Here is a 20,092-nt window from a genome sequence, read left to right on the forward strand (position 1 = left end):
GTTATTGCCTTTATTCATATTATAACTGCGGCGCCTTATTTGACTCTGTAAGGACTATGTTAATACTGTCCTATTCAGGCCTCCATGCTGCTCCAATTAAAATTAATTCTATCTGTTCTCTATGCGGAGATTCCGCCCAAACGCTCCTCCTTGTGATGAGATTCCGCTCAAATCTGGTCAAAATGATAGAAAAGCGTCGTTTGAATTTATGCTGCTTATTAATTTATCTGACCAGAAAGAAAGTAGTCAAATAATGTAAATGCATCTCTGTACCTGGCTATTAGCTTTAGCGGCTATTCAGCTATCTAGAGTACTTGAGGTTTGCCATATTCCAATCCATGAATAAGAAAAATATGAAAATTTTGAAAACGTGGAAAGGTAATCTCAGGAAACATATGGGCGCAAAAGGTCAGTACTATCTGACAGGATATTCACCCACAAATCAAAAAAGGTACGTTGCCATATATAACCAACGCACCTTTCCTGATCTTTAGAACTAACGTTCCACTACTATTTCGACATCACTGTCCGAATGTCATTGACCAGTTTTTTAATCACAATCAGCATCATGATTATCCCGGTGATCGGGAAAAACACTTTCAAAGGATAAATCGGGATGGGGACACTGGTGGGGGTGACCTGTTTCAACATGATGGACAATTTCGCAGCTTCATACCCTTTCCAGATCAAAACCGATAAAAACAGGAATGAGAAAGTCACTGTAATGATGTCACATACTGCTTTTTTCTTCGGTGAAAAGTTGGCGTAAAACAAATCCAGTTTTACAAATGCATTGTCATTCAGGGCATAGACCCCGCCAACACAGGCCAACAAAACCATGGCCACCTGCAAAGTCGTTGAAATCCAAAGCGAAGGTGAGCTAAGCACATATCGCAGGAACACATCTGTAACCCCAAAGATCATGCAATACATAATAAGGGCCCAGCCGACTTTGCTCATTGAATTGGCGAGGAAATCAATTCCCCCTTCAATTTTATTCCACATATTCATATCAGACCTCTTACTTTAACATTTCCGGAAGCCAGGTGGCGATTTCAGGGAAGAAGAAGATTAAGAACAGACCAATCACCTGCAAAACGATGAAAGGGCCAACCGATCGATAAAGATCCCCCATGGTTACATCCGGTGGCATCACACTTTTCAGCCAGAACAGAACGAAACCAAAGGGTGGCGTCAAATAGGCAATCTGAATATTCACGATGAACAACACGCCAAACCAAAGCTTATCAATGCCAAGCGTATCAATGATCGGGATAAACAGAGGGGTACAGAGCATAATAATCGCCCAGTCATCCATCACCATTCCCAGCAACAGAATAATGAACATCATCATGGCAAGAATGCCAATTTCACCGCCCGGCATGCTGAGGACCAATTGCGTGACAAGTTCCTGTGACCCCAGAGAGTTGAAGACGTTTAGATAGATGTTGGATGCGATCAAAATCCACAAGCCCATACCACTGAGCTTCACAGTCGTTGCAAGAGAATCAATCAAAACTGCCTTGGTCAGTTTGCCGTAAATCAGATTGATTAAAAAAGCGCCGGTTGCTCCAAAGGCAGCGGCTTCTGAAGGCGTTGCAATGCCGCCCCAAATGGCGCCAAGCACCATGACAATCAGCAGCAGGAATGGCCAGATGTTAACCAGTGCCGTCAGTTTTTCTTCTTTGGTGAAACTCTCTTCTTCAGGAACTGCCGGACCCAAATCCGGCTGAAAATGACAGCGCACGCCGATATAAAGAATATAGAAAGTCGCGAGCATCAATCCGGGTAAAATACCGCCCAAAAACAAGCCGCCAATGGACACTTTCGCCAGCAAACCATAAAAAATAAACGGCACACTGGGCGGAATAAGCGCACCTAACGCCCCACCTGCACCAATCGCGCCAATTGCAATATCCTTGCTGTATCGGTATTTGATCATAGACGGATAAGCAATCTGTCCCATGGTAATCGTCGCTGGCGGTGTGATCCCAGTAATGGCGGCAAAAATAGTACAGACCTTAACTGTCCCCATCGCCAAACCACCAGAGATATGACCAATCAGTTTGTAAACAGCATCATAGGCCGCTTCAGCAATTCCAGAAAATCGGATCAGACATCCCATGAAAAGAAATAAGGGCACAGTCACAAGGACGTTATTCCAGGGCGTATAGTAAAAAGCACTGGGGATAGTCAATAATGCGCGGGGTTCAAAAATTGCTGCAAAAATAACAGCGGTTCCACCCAGTCCCAGGGCAACGGGCAGCCCCAGGAACAGGGCAAAAAATAGGCATAAGAAATACAATAACGTTATTATTTCTATACTCATAGACGTTCTTCCTGTTATGTCGAAGATACCTTTATCCGCTTTCTCAGGTACGGTTATATTGAAAAACAGAAACTGCCCAAAACGAACATTGCGCTTCAAAAGCTGCGAACACGTTCAGAGGAAGGTTTGATTTTCAAAAGGTCTCTTTTGTTTTTTTAATTAGCGCAACACATGTACGCAGCACGGTGCATGACGCACCACACGCCCAGATGTCGAACCGATAAAATAGTCTTCCAATCCGGGCTTATGAGATCCCATCACGATGCAATCTGCATCGATATTCCGGGCATATTCTGACAATTCTTTTGCGGCCTGGCCGTTCAGGATGACAGATTCAATTCCTGTTTCATCTTTTAAACGTTCCGCCATCATTTCTTCAGCTCTTGCCAGGGTTTTTGCTTCAAAATCAGATGTAATGAAAGATTGCACGACATTGTTTACAGGTTCCAGCACATGGACCACCGTAATCTGGCCGTTTTGGGCAAGCAGTGCCTTGGCGACATCCAGTGCCTTTGCCATAAACCCCTGATCTAACGCACTGGCGATAATAATTTTGTTATACATAAGGTCTCCAAATCAAGTGAGAGGGGGGCGGGAATGAAACAGGCTCAAGCTTGCGACGCCCGAGCCTGTCCATGATTTTCATTGCTTTAGCGTTTTATTGCGCCCGGCAATTACATTTCCCCGATGTCTTTCAGATATTGCTTCCAAAGCTCGACACCCTTGGCGTTGCGCTCAGATTTCTCTGCTACTTTCGGCCAAACGTCTGCGATGGATTTTTCACGCATTCTCTTGATTTCTTCAGGAGAAAACTCAATCACCTCACCTCCGGCATCCTTGAGAACCTGTAGCGCATGCTTCACACCATCTTCATGGAGTTTGCTGGTTTCAAAGTATGTGCTTTTGAAGACACCTTCGATCCGATCACGCTGCCATTGAGTCAGACCATTCCACTTTTCCAGATTGAGGAAAATTTCCTGATGTTGTGCCGGGCACCAGCCAGGTTGTGCAGCATATTTGATCACTTCCTGGAAGGCCATGTCATCAATCCCGCCCGTATCCCAGTAGGTACCATCAATGGTTCCAAGTTTGATCGCGGTGTAGATGTCACCACCACCCATTGCAACAGGTGCACCACCCATGGCTTCATGGAACAGCGCCTGCGGACCACCTGCGCGCATTTTCTTGCCTTGCAGATCTTCCATCTTGCGAACCGGGAATGTTGTAAACATTGCGTTTGGCCCCTGGTTGGTCCAGCCGACCCAGCGCAGATTACGTTCTTTCGCAGCTTCCTGAATCAGATCGCCAATACGGTATTTCGGATCTCCAAACATGGCTGCCCATGCCTGATCCGTATTGCCTGCCCCCATAGCCATACCAAAGGCCAGCATTCCTTCCGGCATATCACCACTATATACGGACCCCCAACATGCCGTCCCATCAATCAGACCGGCAACGGTTGCCCCAAAGGCTTCGGAGCCACTGGTAATCGCGCCTGATGGTTCAAGCTTGATTTTAACAGTGCCTTCGGTCGCTTTTTCTACGGCTTCAATCCACGGCACAACGCCGCTGCCCCATCCAGCATCTGATGAGTCGAAACATGGCTGGAAAACCCAGTTTGTCACTGTATCCGGCTTACCTTCGGCTGCCATAGCTGAACCAGATGCAGCGATCATCCCTGCTGCACATAGGGCACTGGACAAAATTTTTGTAATTTTGTTCATCCAAAAAAACTCCTCTGTTAATTATTCGACAACCGTATCGCAAGCATAGAAGCGACCATAGTCACAGACGGAGACAATCGTGGGGGACAGATGATGTAATGAATTGAAAGGACCAGCTGGGATGAGGTTAAATACAATCTGGATCTTTTCAAAAGCAAAATCGCTATAAATAAAGGAATAGCGGCAGGCACAGATGAGATCGGATAATTTTGACCCATGACTTAAGAAAGTTGGAAAAATGAGCATCCTATTTGCGCCACTGGATCACTCGACCAAAAAACTCAGTCTGCCTGACCAGATCTGTGAACGTTTTTCAGAATACATCAGCAGAGGCATATTGGAGCCAGGCGCGAAATTACCTTCATGTCGCAAATTATCAATTCAGCTTGGCGTTTCACGAAATACGGCGATTGCCGCCTATCAAAACCTTATTCACGATGGCCTTGTTAAATCACGTTATAAGTCCGGCTATTTTGTGAATGACAAAATCAAAACATCCCCCCAAAAAGAACCTAAAAACAAGCAAAAAAATAAAACATCTTTGGGTGTCTTTGATCATTTGCCAGCCACATTTAAGCCTTCCTCCTTCGATAAGATCGTTCGCCCGGCGAATTGGAGCAGCTATCCCTACCCCTTCGTCTGCAATCAGATGGACATTTCGCGTTTTCCCGTATCGAACTGGCGAAAGTGCAATTATCAGGTCCTTAATCAAAGACGCACAGCCGCCGTCATCAGTGACCATCTGTACGAAGATTGTGAAGAATTTGTCTCCCAGGTGCGCAACAGGATTTTACCGCGCCGCGGCATCTATGCCGAATCGTCTGAAATTTTGATTACATCAGGGGCGCAACAGGCTCTTTTTCTCATTGCCATGTTGTTGTCGGGCAAAGGACGTAAAGCAGGTATTGAAGATCCCTGCTATCCCGAAGCCCGCAATATCTTCAATATGTTCTATGATGATATTGAAAGTATCCCCGTAGACAAAGATGGTCTGATCGTCAATGAACAGGTAAAAGGGTGCGACCTTCTGTATGTCACGGCAAACCAGCAGTTTCCGACATCTGTTCGCATGACAAAAGAACGCAGGGACAAGCTGCATGAATATGCGATCGAAAATAATGTTGTGATCATTGAAGATGATTATGACAGTGAGACAGATTTCAGCAGTCTCAGTGAGCTGGCCCTTAAATCTCGGGAAAATGCCAATCACGTTATTTATGTGGGTACACTATCCAAATCCATTAACCCAGGCCTGCGATTGGGCTATCTTGTCGCCTCTGCCGATTTCATCAAGGAGGCACGCGACCTGCGTGGCATGATGATCCGCCATCCACCGCCCAGTATCCAGCTTGCTGCGGCGCAATTTATTCAGGTTGGTCATTACGATGCCTATATCACCCAGCTTCAAAGTATTTACGAGCGACGCTGGTATGCGGCACACAAATCTATCAAAGCCTTGTTCCAGGGAATTGACGTCACAAGCAACTGGGGCGGGACCAACTTCATGCTCACCTTCCCACGCCAGCTGGATAAAGCATTGCTTGCAGAAAAATGTCTGGAACAAGGTATCGTTCTGGATGATATCAGCCCCTGTTTTAACAATTCGAATGACAGTCTGAACAAAATGCGCATTGGAGTTTCAGCCATCAGCATCAAAAAAATTCCGGAAGGTTTACAGATTTTGAAAGATATTATTGATGATATCTAATCTGTAAACTTTCCGGGAGTTAGAGGTCATTAGAATCTGAAACACAATCAGAACCTAATTCTTCGTCAATGCTGATCAACGCGCCTTACACGGCAAAGGTGGATTTTCAAATTATTTTGATACGAGATCGGATCACGCTGGTTTGAAGTCAGGAAGTTCACCGATTTAGCCGGATGAAATGGTTGTTTTTGGTCCCATCCGATGGGGATGTAAACAGCCGTTTCTCTGATCCCTGTCGTAATCCAGGCACGAGCTTCAATCTCTCCGCTCTCTGTCGTGACCTTTACCGTTTCGCCATCTTTCACCCCAAGCTCTTTGGCTTTTATCGGGTGTATCTGACAATAAAGGTCCGGCCACATTTCCTGTGCCTGCCAAAAATTATGTGTCCAGGAATGAAAGTGGGGCGCGGGTGGACGCCCGGTTACCAATTCCGTATCAAATCCCTTGTCGCGCAAGCGTTGCCCCGGTGTTTCTGCCAATTCAGAAATAATCTCTGACGGGACCGCCATCATTGGCTTTTTGAAGAATGGCGATTGAACAGATTCTGCATTCTCTCGTTCCCGAATGAACGGCAAATCGATCAACTGTTCTGTTTCACTATAAAATTCAGGCAGGGAGGAAAGGCCCAGGGCCTGAAAATGGCGTTCAATATCTGCCGTCCAAAATTCAAGCTTGCCACTGGGCGTAGCAAACCGCTTGCCCGCCGATTGACCAAAGGCGGTGGTTCCTTCCAGATATAATGTGGTTTGTTCAGGGGCATCTTCATGCGCCACTGGCGGTCGCACCCAACGATAAGGTTGTCGGCGTAGACGTTCAATTGACACGCCATTCAGATCGGGTGTGGCTATACGAAAGACGTCATCCCAAAAAACAGCAGGGTCTTTGAATTCTTCTTTCAAAACATCTTCAAATCCAAAACGTTTACCCAGTTCTACCCAGAACCAATGATCTGATTTAGCATCTCCCGGTGGATTGATACGCTTGTCATTCCAGACAATACGACGATCTTCTGCCAAACGACTTGGGCCACCTTTTTCAATACCAGTCGTTGCGGGCAGGACATAATCTGCCAACATTGACGTTTCATTTTTAAACAAGTCAATATGAACCAAAAGATCAAGCTGTTTCAGAGCTTCGCGTGCAGCATTCTGGTTGGGCCATTGGGCCAGCGGATTATTTCCCGTAATGACAGCCTTGATCGGATAGTCGCCTTGTCCCATCATGGCATCAATCCACCCGGACGGGCTGTTTGTCTGTCCCTTCTGCATCATCGGCGCTTTCCTGTCAGCCGGCACGGGAACCGTTTTCCAGTCAGACTCTGCTGCTACATTAAAATAGCCACCGCCTTTTCGCCCCCAGTTCCCCGTTATAGCGGCCAGGAACATAAGAACACGATTGGTCTGTGTGGAATTGGTATGTTGATTGACACCGCGGCTGGCAAACAACATACAGCCGTCAGCCTGTGCGATTTTATCTCCCAACCTTTTGATCTGGTCAGCCGCAAGCCCGGTTATCTCTTCTGCCCATTTTGGGGAATAGCCTTTCTCAAAAATAAAATCTCGCCATTCCTTCCAACCAAGCACCCATGCCTCGCAGAAGGCTTTATCAAAGCCATTGCTTTCAAATAGATGGTGGATCAAGGCAAGCCCCAGTGCCATGTCTGTGCCGGGTCGAATAGCCAGCCACTCATCAGCTTTACTTGCTGTCGCCGTCAGGCGGGGGTCAACGACAATCAATTCTGCATCATTTTTCAAACGCCAGTCATTGACCATCCCAAAATTAACGGGGCGCGTTTCTGCCTGATTATCACCAATATAAACATAAAGCTCTGCACTGCCGATATCGTCTTCGGAGTAAACATTCGCAAGATTGGTTGAACCCTGCGTCAGTTCAAGGGATACGACTTTGCCACCATCACAGAACGCTTCTGTAGTGGATGTATTGGGTGTGCCCCATAGCTGGGCAAACATGGGCATATATCCAAGAATTGTCAGAATACCCACACGGGTTCCCATATGTATCGCCAGTGCTTCAGAACCATAATGTGTGCGCATTTTTTCAAGTTTTTCAGCAATCTCATCCAGTGCCTGATCCCAGGAAATTTCAACAAATTGCCCAGAACCACGCGGCCCTGTTCGCTTCAATGGCCGGGTCAGGCGTTGTGGGTTGTCATACAGCTGCAAAGTCATTTGTGATTTGGGACAAATACGACCACCAAAGACCGGATCTTCGTCGTTGCCATAGATATTTACCACCTGGTCCCCCTTCAGGTGGAACTTGACCGTGCAACCGTTGAAACAGATATTACAGCCACCAGGCACGATGCGATCTGCAACGACGTCTTCCTTTTCCTGTCTGTAAGGGCCATGTACATTTTTTGAACCAATGCGTCGTCTTGTTTCGTCATCTTTCATAATTTGGGGGACATCACGGTTCCCCAGACTATCCTGTTCAGCTGAAATCTCACGTTTTTCCTTTAGGTCCAGATAAACAGTGGATGGTTTCTGCAGGAAATGATCATGATCACGCACTATGCGGTTCGTTTGATCCGCCTGTTTTAAATGATCTTCTACTTTTCCAAACGTGATGGCTTTTGTCGGGCACACACTGGCACAGGCGGGTCCATCCCCAATTTCGCGGCGCGACGCACATAGATCACATTTGACGGCATGATGATCAACCGGGTCGTATCCCATCGCCCCGTAAGGGCAAGACAGCACACATTCACCGCATCCCGTACAGCGGTCTTCGTTGATACGAATAACGCCTGTCTCAGGTTCCTGATAGATCGCTTTGGGCACCACGGGACAGGCGCGCAGGCAAGCAGGCCTTTCACATTGTTGGCAGGTAACCGTCAGAAAGTCCAGTGATGGCACATTCGGGTCACCCAACCACATCACACGATTGCGATATTCCTGCGGTCCCAGACGATTGGTCTGTTTACAGGCGGCCTCACAGCTTTTGCAACCCGTGCAGCGTTCAAGGTCGATCATCAAGCTAATTCGATTCATGGCTTGTAACTCCATTCTGCGCCCCAGTCACTGACATGCCACCAATAAATCTCACTACTGCCTGACGCATAACCTGCAAAAAAAGTAACAACAAGCACATGGGCACACATCCCCAAAACGAAGAGAATTCCCAAAGAAATATGGATTTTTCGCCAGCGTGAAAGTTTGGGGCCGGCCAATCTGCGCGCACCGACCAGTGAAGCCTCTTTTTGTGCCAGTTTCACATAACGATAAGACAAGATCGGCACACGAAACCAATGGATCAGATTAACTGAAAACAAAGCTTCGTCTGCTTTGGGATCAATGCGTTTAAGCAGTATGATTTTTTCATCAACAACACTTCGCAGTTTCTGTTGAAGATCTTGGTCCGGCCGTTTGAAACTCATTGCCCTGCTGCCAAACTGGTGTGAAAATTCATCTGATAAAAACGCTCGCGATATAAATCCCTGACCCACAAGAACGATCAGCAAACACAGGATTACCCCAGGTATAGAGACAAGATTTCCGCCTACCGCATGAAACAGGATAAACATCCCCCCAAGCGAACCGCATAAGACATGAGACACAAACCATTTTGGCGGGTTGGTTGCCAGACCACTACGTTTCGTTAAGGAAAAAACAACAGGCACCAAAAGAAAGAAAAAACCAACGATACCACTTGCCTGATGCAAGGGCATGCCGGGGCGTTCAAATGAATAAAGCCCCGACAATTCAATAAAGAAAATGCATCCCCCAAGAATCAGTAAACCACTCAGTAACATCACAAGAATCCGTTTCGACAGATCAACCCGTTTAGATATTTTTGGCGGTTTATGGATGGGTGATCGCATTCTTCAATCCTTTATTGATCGCAAAATTCAGGTAACAAATTGAAAAATATATGAAGCTATTATTCCCTGACAGTTACACGTCACCCAAATCTTTTGGCACAGACGCAAACATCACAAAACTCAAGAGGTACAGATAGACACAATCGTCTGGATCAGATGCGATTGTGAGTTGATTACCCTGGTTCAAAAGGCGCTAAATAGGGAAAAACTTCCCAAAAATGACTTAGAGACGACGACGGGGTATGAGCGATGAAACTCAAACTAAAAGTTCCAGTAATTGCTGTTTTGATCTGTGCAATTTCATGCACCTCAATTGGAGTACTCTCCTATGTGCAAAGTCGCGATGCCCTGACAGAAAGCGCCCTTAATCGCCTGGGCTTCACAACAACGGCCAAAAAACGTGATCTGGAAAAACAGGTCAAAGGGATCACAGACGCCCTTAAAGGCATGGCCCATAGCCAAACGTTTTTTGGAGCCGTCAAAAATATTGCCGGTGCAATGAAGGCGAGTAAGCCCGAAGAGGTAAGAAAAAATTTTGCCCCGCCAGGCTCCTCCCCGCTGGAACGTATCGAAATCACAGGGGAAGGAGTAAAGGACCTTTACTCCTGGCGCCATTCCGCCCTTCATTCATCCGTTGTTGCTTCCTGGAAGAACCTGAATTTTACAGATCTTTATGTGGTCCTCCCTGATGGATCAATCCCTTACAGCCTAACCAAGTCCGATGGCTTCACCCGCAACATCAATGACAAAGAATTTAAAGAGACCCCTTTGGCAAAAATCGCAAGCGCAGCCCTGTCACTGGAAGAAAGTAAAGGCTTGTCAACCGACGTGGTCCCCTATGAGAGTGGCCGGGATCAAAGTTCCATATTCTGGGCCTATCCGGTTTTCTCCAGCTACAACCTGAATCAAAAAAACAAACCACTTGGCGCAATCGTGATCCGACTATCTTCTGCCCAGTTGGCACAGATTCTGACTGAGCAAAATAAACAGGATAATTACTTAATATCCACTGAGGGACGTTTGCTTTCAGACAGATTGATCAAGAGAGGTGCCAAGGCCTTCTCCTACATCATGCCCGAAGATGCGCTTCAACAGATTAAGGCCGCACCAACTGGCCATTTCCTGCTGAATGATCCTGCCATAGGACCCCAGTTCGCATCTTACGCTAAAACAAGTTTTGGTGATCGCCATTACTATATTGTTTCCGCCCAAAATCAGGCTGATGCACTTGGTGCTGTCAGTAAAATGGGCCGGGGTATGTTTCTGTTGGGTCTGGTCGTGATTGTCATCATTACGGCTGTCGCTATTTACCTGAGCATTCGACTGACTCGACCTATTGAAGCATTGGCAAATGCCGTTGACCTTCTGGCTCATAATGACCTCTCGGTTAGTATCCCCGGTCTGGATCGCAAGGATGAAATCGCGGATATAGCAAAATCCATGCAGGTGTTTAAGGAAAACGCCTCACGCCTTCAGGAAATCGAGCATGAACAGGAAGAAAATGCCAAACGTGCAGAAAAAGAAAAACGTGACGAAATGAGAAAAATCGCCGAAAACTTTGAACAATCCGTGGGCAGTTTGATCACTGGTGTTCTGGCCCAAATTTCAACAATGCAATCCAAATTGGGATCAGCCGTTACGGAAAGTGAAAGCACCAAAGAACAAGCCAACAGCGTAACCGCCTCCTCCAATCATTCAAGTACGAATGTCGAAGCTGTTTCAGCAGCAACGGAACAGCTGGCTGCAACTGTACAGGAAATTTCCAGCCAGATGACCAGTGCAGCCGATATGGCGCATTCTGCCAGCAATGCTGCACAACAGGGGGACGCGCAAGTTCAAGCCCTTGTCAAAACAACGACTGAGATCAGCGAAGTCATTACTCTCATTCAGGACATTGCTGAACAGACTAATCTTCTTGCGCTCAACGCCACCATTGAATCCTCACGCGCAGGGGAAGCCGGAAAAGGATTTGCTGTGGTGGCAAGCGAGGTCAAAAGTCTCGCCGGACAAACAGCTGATGCCACAGACGCCATTCGCCTGAAAATCAATGAAATTCAAATCGCCAGCGATAATGTGGTGAATATGATCAAAGGCTTCTCAGAAACTGTCACAAATTTAAATCACATGAATGCGACTGTGGCCGCAGCCGTCGAGGAACAAGGCGCCACCACCAATGAAATTGCCAGAAATACGCAAGAAGCTGCCGAAAGTGCAACAGAGGTTTCACAAGGCATTTCACAAGTGAGCCATTCATCTACCAACACGGCGCGCAACATTTGTGATGCCTTAAATAGCTGTGCTGATCTTTCCAATGCAGCCAATCAACTTGATCACGAAATCGGAAATTTTGTCAGGACCATTCGTTAATCGCGTTTCATATACAAGCCTTTAGCGTCACAAGAACAGACCAAATGGAAAAATATGGCGTCATAAAGTGCCCACTTTCAGCCAAGAAGAAAGCCTTGTCAGGATTAAGTAAAATTTCTAGCTGATGCAAACGCTTACATACACCAATACAATGGTATGCTGTAACCTTGATAAAGCATACAGGAGAAAATGTGAATTTGTTGATTTGCCACACTCTCAACTTCAGCAATCAAGTAATTCAGCCACCTTCAATCTCTGGAAACCAGTTTATAACTGTCACCGGGATAACTTAGTTTTACAGAGGTGATTGTATCATCACCCTGCCAGGTCCGGCGTTCCACCACAAAGAGGGGGCTGCCTTCCTTGACGTTCAACAGTTCGGCCAACTGACCGTCGGCCAACTGGGCGGAAAATACATGTTCGGCCTCCAGAAAAGGTTCTTCCGCGATCAGCCATTCATTGGGGTTTTTTTCATGAAAATCCTGTTCTTCTGCCTTGGGGACGCGCTGCAGATTAATCCAGCGCTCTTCATATTGAAAAGGCACCTCATCTGCAAAATGTAAGCATCTCAGATGCAGTGCTTTCTGCCCCTGTTTTATAGCGAGCTTGGCACGCACCCCGTCGTTGGGAACAACAACATCACGTTCCAACAGAACATAACGATATCTGGCCCCGCGACTTTCAACTTCTTTTCGGACCACCGAGATACAGATTTTTGCAGATCGGTCCGGCTGCGCCATCACCCGTGTGCCTGCTTTGCGACGGCGCTCCACAATCCCCTTGGCTGCCAGTTCACGGATGGCGCGGTTTACGGTCATGCGTGAACAGCCATAAGTTACCGCCAGCGCCTCTTCCCCCGGAATCGTCTCCCCCGGCATCCAGTGGCGCGTCTTTATCTTGTTCAAAATATCGTCATGGATCATCTGGAAGGAAGATTGACCTGATTTCTTTACCATCGTCGCGCATTTCAAAAGTGATTGAAAACAAACACAATAAGACCAATTTCAGAAGTGTTACCCCATTGTGCAACAAAAAAAGCACAAGGCCAATTGATTTTACAATTGACCATTATGTATATACATAATATCTATATGATCATACATAGCTAATTGCAGGGCAGTCAAAATGGGCGGCAAAAACTATATCAATGCGCATATCGCAACAATGTCTGAAGGCGTGACTACTCCCTATGGTCTGCTGTCTGATGCTGCCCTTTCTGTCTCTGACGGTAAAATCGACTGGATTGGCCCGACAGACCAGATCCCGCAAAGCCATAAAGAGCGCGAAAGCGAAGACCTGGAAGGCGCGCTCGTCACCCCCGGTTTGATCGATTGCCACACCCACCTGATCTATGGTGGCAACCGGGCGCAAGAATTTGAAATGCGCCTGAACGGGGCAAGTTATGAAGAGATCGCACGCGCAGGCGGCGGTATTGTCTCAACCGTGCGTCAAACCCGCGCCCTAAGCGAAGATGAACTGGTTGAGATTGCCCTGCCGCGGCTTGATCATCTGATAAAAGAGGGCGTGACCACCCTAGAGGTCAAATCCGGCTATGGGCTGACCATGGCGGACGAGCTCAAGATGCTGCGTGCCGCACGCAAACTGGCAACCCTGCGCCCTGTTCGTATCAAGACAACCTTTCTGGGGGCTCATGCCGTTCCTGAAGAATATGCGGGCAATGGGGACAAATATATCAGCGAAGTTTGCCTGCCCACATTAAAACAGGCTGCAGACGAAGGGCTTGTTGATGCCGTTGACGCTTTTTGTGAAGGCATCGGTTTTTCACCCAAACAGGTCAAACTGGTCTTTGACTGCGCCGCCGATCTCGATATCCCAGTCAAACTCCACGCCGAACAACTTTCTGATTTGAAAGGGACTGTTCTGGCATCTTCTTTCAATGCATTGTCCGCCGATCATCTGGAATATCTGAAAGAAGACGGCATCCAGGCTATGAAGAAATCCGGCACCGTTGCGGTCCTTCTGCCCGGTGCATTCTATACGCTGGGTGAAACCAGATTGCCGCCTGTTGATAGATTAAGAGAGGCTGGCGTGCCCGTGGCCTTTGCAACTGACTGTAATCCCGGCTCTTCTCCGCTGACCTCCCTGTTACTGACCATGAATATGTCCTGCACCCTGTTTAAAGCCACACCCGAAGAAGCCCTTGCAGGCGTCACACGCAACGCGGCCAAAGCCCTTGGCCTGCAGTGTGAAGTTGGCAGTCTGGAGATCGGCAAACGTGCTGATCTTGCCATCTGGAATGTGGAACATCCAAACGAACTTGCTTATCGCGCAGGTTTTAACCCCCTAATCAAACGTATCTACGGAGATGCCTGAAATGACCATGACCCTGATCCCCGGTCACGCAACGCTCAACGAATTCAAGACAATTTACAGTACGCTTCAGCCTGTAAAGATTGATCGCGGCTGTAAACAGGCCGTTGAAAAAAGCGAAAAGATCATCCGTGACGCCGCCAATGGTGACGAGGCCGTCTATGGCGTGAATACGGGATTTGGTAAACTTGCCAGCATCAAAATCCCAGCTGAAGACACTACCACCCTGCAACGCAATCTGATTTTGTCTCATTGCTGCGGCGTGGGCGATCCGCTGGATGAAGGCATCGTCCGCCTGATCATGGCACTGAAACTGTTATCGCTGGGGCGCGGTGCCTCCGGTGTGCGTTGGACCACCATCGAACAGCTGGAAAATATGTCGATCAAAGGTGTGATCCCGGTCATCCCGGAACAGGGGTCGGTCGGGGCCTCCGGTGACCTGGCCCCCCTTGCCCATATGGCCGCTGTCATGATGGGCGAAGGTGAAGCATTTTATGACGGCCAGCGCCTTGGCGGTGCAGATGCATTGGAAAAGGCCGGACTTGCCCCCATCGAACTGGGCCCCAAAGAAGGCCTCGCCCTGATCAACGGCACACAAACATCCACCGCCCTTGCCCTTGTTGGTCTGTTCAAGGCCTGGAACTGCGCCCAATCCACATTGGTGACAGGGGCGCTTTCAACCGATGCAGCCATGGGGTCATCCGCCCCGTTTCATCCGAACATCCACACATTACGTGGTCATCGCGGGCAGATCGAAGCCGGCACCGCGCTGCGCAGCTTGATGGCTGGGTCAGAAATCCGGGATGAACATCGCGATGACGATACCCGCGTTCAGGACCCATATTGCATCCGCTGCCAGCCACAGGTGATTGGGGCCGTGCTTGATCTTCTACGGCATACCGCCACGACCCTTGAAATCGAAGCCAACGCGGTAACTGATAACCCCCTGACCCTAAGCGATGGCCGGATTGTATCGGGCGGGAATTTTCATGCGGAACCCGTTGCCTTTGCTGCGGATCAAATCGCCATTGCCCTTTCTGAAATCGGGGCAATTTCACAACGCCGTATCGCGCTGCTGGTTGACCCCGCCCTCAGCTTTGGCCTGCCTGCTTTTCTGTCGCCCAAACCGGGATTGAATTCAGGCCTGATGATTGCCGAAGTTACTTCGGCTGCCCTGATGTCTGAAAATAAACAGATGTCCCATCCGGCCTCTGTTGATTCCACGCCAACATCCGCCAATCAGGAAGACCATGTGTCCATGGCCTGTCATGGCGCACGTCGCCTGTTGCAGATGAATGCAAATCTGGAACGCATTCTGGGGATTGAAGCCTTGGCCGCAGCACAAGGCGTGGAGTTCCGACAACCGTTAAAAACCAGTGATCGTCTGCAGAAGGTGCTGGACACCATTCGCGAACACATCCCCGGACTTCAAGATGATCGCTATATTGCCCCTGAACTTGAAACAGCCGCTGATCTGCTGCGTAGCGGATCCCTGTGTGAGGCAGCAGGCCTTGATGTCCTGCCCAGCCTGAACAACGCAACAGCATAATTTATTTTTGGAGAAAAGAATGTCTAACCCACGTCACAATATCCGCGAAGTTCGAGCCCCCCGTGGTCCTGAAATTTCTGCAAAATCCTGGCTGACCGAAGCCCCGTTACGCATGATGATGAACAATCTGGACCCGGATGTTGCTGAAAACCCGAACGAGCTGGTTGTCTATGGCGGGATCGGTCGCTGTGCACGCACCTGGGATGATTTTGATACCATTGCAGAAGAACTACGCAATCTTGAAAGCAATCAGACTTTGCTGGTGCAATCAGGCAAACCTGTTGGCGTTTTCCAGACCCACGAAAATGCACCGCGTGTGTTGATCGCCAATTCAAACCTTGTACCGCACTGGGCCAACTGGGATCATTTCAACAAGCTGGATAAAGCAGGCCTGATGATGTACGGCCAGATGACCGCCGGATCCTGGATTTACATTGGATCGCAAGGGATCGTTCAAGGCACATATGAAACCTTCGTTGAAGCGGGTCGTCAGCATTTTGATGGTAACCTGAAAGGCAAATGGATTTTAACAGGCGGCCTTGGCGGAATGGGCGGTGCCCAGCCTTTGGCGGCTGTTATGGCTGGGGCTTGCTGCCTGGCGGTGGAATGTAACCCGGACAGTATCGATTTTCGCCTGCGTACCCGATATGTGGATGAAAAGACCGACGATCTGGATGAAGCCCTTGCGCTTATTGACAAATGGACCGCTGCGGGCGAGGCAAAATCCGTTGCCCTACTTGGCAACTGCGCTGATATTTTCCCAGAACTTGTCAAACGTGGCATCAAGCCGGACCTGGTAACCGATCAAACTTCGGCGCACGACCCCATCAACGGTTATCTGCCCCAAGGTTGGACCATGGCGGAATGGATTGAACGGCGTGAAACGGACCCCAAACGTGTGGAAAAAGAAGCCCGTGCGTCCATGCGCACCCAGGTCGAAGCCATGGTCGCCTTTTCTGAACGCGGCATTCCGACGGTGGATTACGGCAATAACATCCGCCAGATGGCTTTTGAAGAAGGGCTTGAGAATGCCTTCAGCTTCCCGGGGTTTGTTCCTGCATATATCCGCCCGCTTTTCTGTAAAGGCGTTGGCCCGTTTCGTTGGGCTGCATTGTCTGGTGATCCGGAAGACATTCGAAAGACAGATGCCAAGGTGAAAGAACTGCTGCCGGATAATAAACATCTGCACAACTGGCTGGATATGGCGGCTGAACGCATTGAATTTCAGGGCCTGCCCGCGCGCATTTGCTGGGTCGGTCTGGGGGATCGCCATCGCCTTGGTCTTGCCTTTAACGAAATGGTCAAAAACGGGGAACTGTCCGCCCCTGTCGTGATCGGTCGTGACCACCTGGACTCAGGCTCCGTTGCGTCGCCCAACCGGGAAACGGAAAGCATGAAAGATGGATCGGACGCGGTCTCGGACTGGCCATTGCTGAATGCATTATTGAACACGGCCTCAGGCGCGACATGGGTCAGCTTGCATCATGGCGGCGGGGTTGGCATGGGCTTTTCCCAACATTCCGGTGTGGTAATTTGTGCCGATGGTACCGATGAAGCAGCAAAGCGCCTGGAACGCGTGCTCTGGAACGATCCGGCAACAGGTGTCATGCGTCATGCAGATGCGGGCTACGATATCGCCAAAGAGTGTGCGCGTGAACATGAATTGAACCTGCCTGCAATTTTGAAAGACTAAACCCATGGCAGAAACGTTTAAATGGACAGGGCGACAAGACCCAGAAGACGGCCCCAATGCGAAAAGATGGCATCAGATTGTGACATCTGAAAAGTCAAATAACTGTATTGCCAGCCTGATCGGATTTGCCTGTGATTTAGGCGTAGAAAATAACAAGGGGCGCATCGGGGCAAAAGCAGGCCCCGATGCAATCCGGGGCGCACTTGCCAACATGGCCTGGCACCGAGACGCAGCTACTGTCTGTGATTATGGAAACATTGAGGTTTCCACCCATCTTGAAGAGGCACAGGACGACCTTGCGCAACAGGTTGAACAGGCACTGGCTCAGACCGCCAAAACCATCGTCTTAGGGGGAGGGCATGAAACAGCGGCTGGCAGTTTTAAAGGATTGTTGAAACATCTGGCGAATAAATCAGATCAAACAATTGGAATCATCAATTTAGATGCCCATTTTGATCTCAGAAAACCAGGAGAAAAAGGTGTTTCGTCCGGCACACCCTTTTACCAAATCCATCAGATGCTTATGGAGCGTGGACAAGAGATGAAATATCTCTGTCTTGGGATTGCAGAAACATCCAACACATCCGCCTTGTTTGAACGATGCAGGAAATGGAATGTTCAATATATGCTGGACTATGATATTGGCATCCATCAGATGGAAGAAATCAAATTGAAGATAGATAGCTTCCTGAAAGATTGTGACTACCTTTATCTCACAATTGACCTTGATGTCTTACCCCATTGGCAGATGCCAGCTGTCAGCGCGCCAGCATCATATGGCGTAGAACTGGGAGTATTGGAAAAAATCATCGATCATCTCGCCTCACTTGAAATTAACTGGCCTTTATCTGATATCGTTGAATTTAATCCTGAACTGGATATAAATAGCCACGGCGCAAGGGTTGCAGCAAGGCTAGTCAATAAAACCACACTCGCCATGACAGCTAAGTAATATTGCGAATTCGAATTCCGGGGACAACCCACTTTCAAGGAAGGATAGCCAGCAGTCAACCTGTTCCAGCAATGGTGTGGGATTGCATACGCCATCATTTATAGCTTCGATATGTGAGCGGGTGCTGCTCCATTTCCAATCCTGGGGTGCCTGGCAAAGCTTTGTCAGAATGCACAAGATTGGGATTGGAGTAGTGCTGGTGCGCATATTACTGCGGATGATTCAGGAGTGTGTCGCGTTTTTCCTCTTCTTGAGAGAACAGAAAGTTGGCTCGCGTTTTTGGCTGAAGGATTGAAGGAGGAAGAGTTAACAAAATTGAGAAAGCAGGAAGGTTTGAACCGCCCCCTTGGATCAGATCAGTTTGTTGAAGAGATGGAAAAGATTGTCGGGCATTCTTTGAAAGCCAAAAAGCCAGGTCCAAAAGGGCGATCACTCCTTTGATCCAGTTCCTTCATTGGGATGAATTTGGAAAAACAATCTCCGAGTTGAGATAGGGAATGTCGCCGAAGTCTTGCTGTTTCATCGACCAATTTTTGAAGGGCGGAACGGGGCTTGCGCCGTAACGTGGACAAGTGCAACCCCGGAAGATATAAGCTACCGTTTTCCATAGGATAGTATCCCATTTTTACGACAAAATCGCACCCGGAAATCAATGCAGAGAAGGCCTTAACTTAGTGCCATTCGTGGCTGACCCCGGAATTCCGATGTCCCCGGAATTCATGAAACAATGATTGTTTGATGCTCTTCATCCACCCAACCAATCATTGGGCAATATTCTGAATAAAAATAATCATTGAGCTTCAAGTCATTTTCATCAGTTATTCCGTCAGGCCAGTGAGTGCGCATGTAAGATATCATTTCCGTGTGAGGAACATCCCAAATACCTTTACAATCGTACATGTCTCGTTCAGGTGTTTTCTGATAAAGGCTATAAGGTACAAGTAAGACAATTTGTCCTTCATCTAAAAACTCTTTAAGCAAGGTAAAGAAAGTTTCTTTTTGTACTTTTAGAGTTAGTGAAGGGTTGTAAACTTTTAGAGCACCCCAAAAGGCGGTAATCCAACAGCCAAACGCATGCTCATAAATTTCATTCTTATCTGAGATAATCATAAGCTTTATCTGAATTTAATTTCAGACCCCTTGCCCTTTCTTCCAATAGCCGTGCTAGGTACATCAATCGTCCATTTTGCACCTGTTTGAGATGCTGAAGCTGATGTGTCTCTTAAGTTGAAGTTTCCTTCGGGAGTTTTAATAGTATAGCGAATGCCTCCTTCTTGCATTTCACCAGTCGTTTTATTTCTAATTGGAGGCAGCTTAACTGCTTTAGGCAACGGCTGCCCTGTTAGCTGTTGAAAGTATTTTTTCACATCTGATGTAGAAACACCATCGAAAACCATTGCACCGCCTTTATTGTTTGGGTCGGGTAAAACGGTTTTATTTCCAATTTGAATTCCCTTAACCGGATTGGAGTTCCGGGGACAGTCACGAAATTTAATTAGGTGGCTGTCCCGAATGGCACTAAGTTAAGGCGTTGTCTGCATTAATTTTCGGGTGCGATTTTATCATAAAAATGGGATACTATCCCATGGAAAACGCTA

At 48.0% G+C, this 20,092-nt stretch carries 15 protein-coding genes; 6 read left to right on the plus strand and 9 right to left on the minus strand.

Annotation, left to right across the window (positions count from 1 at the left end):
• Positions 1 to 510 precede the first annotated feature (510 nt).
• The 4 genes from RYZ26_RS17915 to RYZ26_RS17930 all read right to left on the minus strand — a co-directional run bounded on the left by RYZ26_RS17915 (position 511) and on the right by RYZ26_RS17930 (position 4,053).
• Complete coding sequence (locus RYZ26_RS17915) at positions 511 to 1,011, minus strand: TRAP transporter small permease subunit (RefSeq protein ID WP_317684627.1); 501 nt, start codon at positions 1,009 to 1,011, stop codon at positions 511 to 513.
• A 10-nt stretch (positions 1,012 to 1,021) separates the two neighbouring features.
• Entirely contained in the window at positions 1,022 to 2,329 is a 1,308-nt protein-coding gene (locus tag RYZ26_RS17920; protein ID WP_317684628.1) for a TRAP transporter large permease, read from the minus strand.
• A 159-nt stretch (positions 2,330 to 2,488) separates the two neighbouring features.
• Positions 2,489 to 2,893 (minus strand): universal stress protein, encoded by a 405-nt coding sequence (locus RYZ26_RS17925; protein ID WP_317684629.1) that lies wholly within the window; start codon positions 2,891 to 2,893, stop codon positions 2,489 to 2,491.
• 110 nt (positions 2,894 to 3,003) lie between these two features.
• Positions 3,004 to 4,053: a TRAP transporter substrate-binding protein gene (locus RYZ26_RS17930; RefSeq protein ID WP_317684630.1), complete on the minus strand. Its 1,050-nt coding sequence runs from the start codon at positions 4,051 to 4,053 to the stop codon at positions 3,004 to 3,006.
• A 238-nt stretch (positions 4,054 to 4,291) separates the two neighbouring features.
• On the opposite strand from RYZ26_RS17930, the gene pdxR reads away from it, so the two are divergent.
• The gene (gene pdxR, locus RYZ26_RS17935) at positions 4,292 to 5,761 is read left to right on the plus strand and encodes a MocR-like pyridoxine biosynthesis transcription factor PdxR (RefSeq protein WP_317684631.1); all 1,470 of its coding nucleotides are present in this window, start codon (positions 4,292 to 4,294) and stop codon (positions 5,759 to 5,761) included.
• Positions 5,762 to 5,826: 65 nt separating this feature from the next.
• On the opposite strand, the gene RYZ26_RS17940 is transcribed toward pdxR, so the two are convergent.
• Together RYZ26_RS17940 and RYZ26_RS17945 are read right to left on the minus strand one after the other, a co-directional pair.
• Positions 5,827 to 8,772 (minus strand): molybdopterin-dependent oxidoreductase, encoded by a 2,946-nt coding sequence (locus RYZ26_RS17940; protein WP_317684632.1) that lies wholly within the window; start codon positions 8,770 to 8,772, stop codon positions 5,827 to 5,829.
• Positions 8,769 to 9,602 carry a hypothetical protein gene (locus RYZ26_RS17945; protein WP_317684633.1) on the minus strand — a complete coding sequence of 278 codons (834 nt, stop codon included), beginning with the start codon at positions 9,600 to 9,602 and terminating at the stop codon, positions 8,769 to 8,771. Before RYZ26_RS17945 ends, RYZ26_RS17940 begins: the two co-directional genes overlap by 4 nt.
• A gap of 330 nt (positions 9,603 to 9,932) precedes the next feature.
• On the opposite strand from RYZ26_RS17945, the gene RYZ26_RS17950 reads away from it, so the two are divergent.
• Positions 9,933 to 11,969, plus strand: a complete 2,037-nt coding sequence (locus RYZ26_RS17950; RefSeq protein WP_317684634.1) for a methyl-accepting chemotaxis protein — start codon at positions 9,933 to 9,935, stop codon at positions 11,967 to 11,969.
• Between the two features lie 248 nt (positions 11,970 to 12,217).
• Here the strand turns inward: RYZ26_RS17950 and RYZ26_RS17955 are convergent, their stop codons facing one another.
• Positions 12,218 to 12,925 carry a UTRA domain-containing protein gene (locus RYZ26_RS17955; RefSeq protein WP_317684635.1) on the minus strand — a complete coding sequence of 236 codons (708 nt, stop codon included), beginning with the start codon at positions 12,923 to 12,925 and terminating at the stop codon, positions 12,218 to 12,220.
• Positions 12,926 to 13,094: 169 nt separating this feature from the next.
• On the opposite strand from RYZ26_RS17955, the gene hutI reads away from it, so the two are divergent.
• Genes hutI through hutG form a run of 4 tightly spaced genes read left to right on the plus strand, consistent with a single transcriptional unit; the run spans position 13,095 to position 18,494 of the window.
• Entirely contained in the window at positions 13,095 to 14,303 is a 1,209-nt protein-coding gene (gene hutI / locus RYZ26_RS17960; RefSeq protein WP_317684636.1) for an imidazolonepropionase, read from the plus strand.
• Between the two features lies 1 nt (position 14,304).
• Positions 14,305 to 15,849, plus strand: a complete 1,545-nt coding sequence (gene hutH / locus RYZ26_RS17965) for a histidine ammonia-lyase (protein WP_317684637.1) — start codon at positions 14,305 to 14,307, stop codon at positions 15,847 to 15,849.
• A gap of 19 nt (positions 15,850 to 15,868) precedes the next feature.
• Positions 15,869 to 17,542 carry a urocanate hydratase gene (gene hutU, locus RYZ26_RS17970; protein WP_317684638.1) on the plus strand — a complete coding sequence of 558 codons (1,674 nt, stop codon included), beginning with the start codon at positions 15,869 to 15,871 and terminating at the stop codon, positions 17,540 to 17,542.
• A gap of 4 nt (positions 17,543 to 17,546) precedes the next feature.
• Entirely contained in the window at positions 17,547 to 18,494 is a 948-nt protein-coding gene (gene hutG, locus RYZ26_RS17975) for a formimidoylglutamase (protein WP_317684639.1), read from the plus strand.
• A 717-nt stretch (positions 18,495 to 19,211) separates the two neighbouring features.
• Here hutG and RYZ26_RS17980 read toward each other — a convergent pair.
• Positions 19,212 to 19,604, minus strand: a complete 393-nt coding sequence (locus RYZ26_RS17980; protein WP_317684640.1) for a hypothetical protein — start codon at positions 19,602 to 19,604, stop codon at positions 19,212 to 19,214.
• 5 nt (positions 19,605 to 19,609) lie between these two features.
• Positions 19,610 to 19,891 carry a hypothetical protein gene (locus RYZ26_RS17985; protein WP_317684641.1) on the minus strand — a complete coding sequence of 94 codons (282 nt, stop codon included), beginning with the start codon at positions 19,889 to 19,891 and terminating at the stop codon, positions 19,610 to 19,612.
• Positions 19,892 to 20,092 lie beyond the last annotated feature (201 nt).

Source organism: Terasakiella sediminum, from assembly GCF_033100395.1.
Lineage (GTDB): Bacteria > Pseudomonadota > Alphaproteobacteria > Rhodospirillales > Terasakiellaceae > Terasakiella.